The sequence below is a fragment of the Enterobacter cloacae complex sp. IR5384 genome, assembly GCF_049237265.1.
Taxonomy (GTDB): domain Bacteria; phylum Pseudomonadota; class Gammaproteobacteria; order Enterobacterales; family Enterobacteriaceae; genus Enterobacter; species Enterobacter cloacae.
Window position 1 is genome coordinate 1 of record NZ_JBMKHJ010000081.1, and the last position, 3,089, is coordinate 3,089.

The 3,089-nt window shown below is 50.6% G+C and carries 3 protein-coding genes; all 3 read right to left on the reverse strand.

Annotation, left to right across the window (positions count from 1 at the left end):
* Positions 1–349 precede the first annotated feature (349 nt).
* The 3 genes from ACOTX3_RS25805 to dfrA14 all read right to left on the reverse strand — a co-directional run bounded on the left by ACOTX3_RS25805 (position 350) and on the right by dfrA14 (position 2,966).
* The gene (locus ACOTX3_RS25805; RefSeq protein ID WP_012300772.1) at positions 350–1,609 is read right to left on the reverse strand and encodes a chloramphenicol efflux MFS transporter CmlA5; all 1,260 of its coding nucleotides are present in this window, start codon (positions 1,607–1,609) and stop codon (positions 350–352) included.
* A gap of 320 nt (positions 1,610–1,929) precedes the next feature.
* Entirely contained in the window at positions 1,930–2,382 is a 453-nt protein-coding gene (locus tag ACOTX3_RS25810; RefSeq protein ID WP_000237816.1) for an NAD(+)--rifampin ADP-ribosyltransferase Arr-2, read from the reverse strand.
* A 110-nt stretch (positions 2,383–2,492) separates the two neighbouring features.
* The gene (gene dfrA14 / locus ACOTX3_RS25815; protein WP_004201280.1) at positions 2,493–2,966 is read right to left on the reverse strand and encodes a trimethoprim-resistant dihydrofolate reductase DfrA14; all 474 of its coding nucleotides are present in this window, start codon (positions 2,964–2,966) and stop codon (positions 2,493–2,495) included.
* Positions 2,967–3,089: the final 123 nt, after the last annotated feature.

Here is a 3,089-nt window from a genome sequence, read left to right on the forward strand (position 1 = left end):
TCCAAGACGTATTTTCTGTAATTGAACCAGCTAATGCCGTACTCGAAAGACACGCGATAATTACATATGCGGCAAATGTTTTCATGGCACCTTCTTGGTGGCTAACGTTAATTCGACCTCAGAGGCGTTTAAGTCAAAATACCTCTGACGTCTAACATGATTAATCAAAGTCTGATTTTTTAACAAAATCAGAAAGATAGACGCGAAACTTTAAAACAAAGGCGTCAACACTTCAAGTAGCGATCTTTCGCTTCGGCGAGGCCTAACGCCTGAGCTCAGCCGACCGAAACCGCGTAGCGGTTTTGGGTCGGCTGCAGCGATTTGTTGGGCGATAGCTTGCCACATTCTCTCAACGATTGGGATTTGATGTACTTTCCGCACTTTGTAGCGCGACCACATCATGCTCCCCCTGGCCGCGAGAGCCCTTCACTCGGGAAACACAAGACAGACCGAGCACGACTGTTGCAAGGGTCAAACAGTACACGACAACCGGCCAAGCCGTGTTGCGCGGCAACAGCGAAATGATCAACGTTCCGATGCTTCCTAGCAGTACACCGCCCAAGCAGAAGTAGACTGCCGTGACCGTTCCAGCAACATGGTCGAATCCTCGAAGAGCGCCATTGGGCGACACAGATACCGCTGTGGCGACACCAATACCCACTAGCCACATTGGAGCAATAAAGCCTAACACGGACTGCGAAGCCCATATTTCGGTGATGGCAAGCAATACTGCTCCAGCTATCAGGCATCCCATTCCCATTCGCAAGACACTTGGGCTGCCCCACTTGGGTATCACACGCCCCATAAAACGAGCCGTAAACACCATGGCAATTGCCACTGTGGCGAACAGCAGGCTGAAGCCAAGCTGAGACACACCTTGCCTGCCCATCATTAGTCCGGGCGCAATGGAGAAAAAGACGAAGAAGCTACCCATTCCAGCGGCGTAACACAACGTGTACAACCAGAAGTTCAGGCACTTAACGGGGAGTAGCAGCTGCGACCATTGCAAGCCCGCAACTCGTTGCACCCGGGTTTCAGGCCAGAATCGCCACGCTGCTGCAGATGCAGCGATCATGCCCAAACCTAGAAACGCAAAGATAGCCCGCCACCCAAGCCACATGTCGACGAGCGCTCCGAGCAATGGGCCTACCGCCGGGACCATGGCCAGCATGGATCCGAGTATGCCGTAAATGACATTACTTTCCTCGCGACCTGCGTAAATGTCACGTACTGTTGCAAATGTGGAAACAAGGCACGCCGAGGCACCACAAGCCTGAAGAATCCGAAGCCCCAGAAAGACTTCAGCCGATGACGTAAGAGCGAGGCCCATTGACGCCACAACGTAGGCGAGGCCACCTCCCAGTAGAACGGGGCGGCGCCCCAGTCGGTCCGATAGCGGTCCAAACAAGAGCTGACCGGCACCAATCATGACCAAGTACGTTGTCAGCGTAAGCTGAATTGTGCTCGCTGTCGTACCAAGCGCGTTTGGCATAAACGGCACTGCTGGCAAGTACATGTCCATGCCGAGTGATGCCAATAAATCGAACGGTGATAACAACAACACCGTGGCGGCAAGGGAGTACCGCCAACTAAAGTTTTTTGAGCGCACGAAACCATCTCCTTGAACAAAGGATTTGGCGGCGCTCCCGTAGAGCAAAAGGATTCATGAGAACGCCGCAACAACCGAAAAATGAAGGTTGCTGCGGCTTACTTGTCTGCGTTCTTGGAAGTGCTCATCTGCTGACTATCTCATGATTGAATTTGAATCGTAACAACTTTCAAGCAACTCTGCGAGGAGCCTTATTGTGCGCCCAACGCCGCCATAAACGGCGACAGGGTGGCGCGCCTATTGCGCATAAAATGGCGAAGCCATGCGCAACAGGCGCGGAATCTCTGGCGTCCGGTTTGATGGCTTTGTTATGCAAAGGACTAGTCTTCAATGACGTGTAAACCACGGCGCTTTAAGTCCTCTAACGAATCCAACATTCCCCTTATTAATTCAACAGGATGCCCCTCCCAGTCTTCAACAACGCCAACAATTCTCAAGGGTTCGCAGGTTCTATAGGACTGTGTTGGATTACCGGGAAATTTTTTGTTCGTAAGATTCGGATCGTCTTCGAACGGTCCTGTTGGCTCAACTATGTATATGTAGCCGCGACCCTCGAGGCCAGACAGTGACATAGCAAGTTCAGCTCCCCAAACTGCTGGCTCCATCAAGGCTGAAAAGTAGATGTGCTTAAGAATACGACCGTCCTCGAAATGAGAGATGAACCCTGTGGTTAGCAAGTCACCAATCGCCAAATTGGCTTTGGTTCCATGATAGAACGGTCCTTGCACCTGCTTGTAATTATCATGAGAGATGGGAATCCAATCTTTTACCATTTTAAGACCCTTAATTGTTGGGATTTGGCTGCATAACGTCGCTATCAATCGCGGAAAAGGCGTAGTGCGCGAAGCGAACGAAGCTTTTTGCCGTCGATTGCATAGCTTTGTTAACCCTTTTTCCAAATTTGATAGCAATAGTTAATGTTTGAAGTAAAGTGTTGCTCAAAAACAACTTCGAAGGTATTTGGAATACTCGGGAAGAAAACATCCCCCTCTGGCTCGATGTCGATCGTCGATAAGTGGAGCGTAGAGGCCATGGGTAATGTTTCTCGGTAAATTTCTCCGCCACCAGACACTATAACGTGACCGGTGAATTCAGCTAGCCTGTCCATGGCCTCTTCGATTGACTGAAATACAACTACATTGTCATCATTTGATGTCCAACCTGAGCGGGTAACGACCGCGTATTTCCTATTGGGGAGTGCGCCCATAGATTCAAACGTCTTGCGACCCACCAGAAGCCACTGATTGTAGGTCAATGCTTTAAAAAGTAGCTGCTCCCCTTTCGCGGACCAGGGTATGTCTGGACCGCAACCAATCACGCCGTTTTTCGCTTTCGCAGCCATCAATGATACTTTCAAGGTTCTCATCCTGGGTTAACTTTGTTTTAGGGCGACTGCCCTGCTGCGTAACATCGTTGCTGCTCCATAACATCAAACATCGACCCACGGCGTAACGCGCTTGCTGCTTGGATGCCCGAGGCA

What these genes read in the sequence shown, in the direction of transcription:
- ACOTX3_RS25810 (WP_000237816.1), bottom strand. Translation starts at nt 2,382, where the DNA reads ATGGTAAAAGATTGGATTCCCATCTCTCATGATAATTACAAGCAGGTG.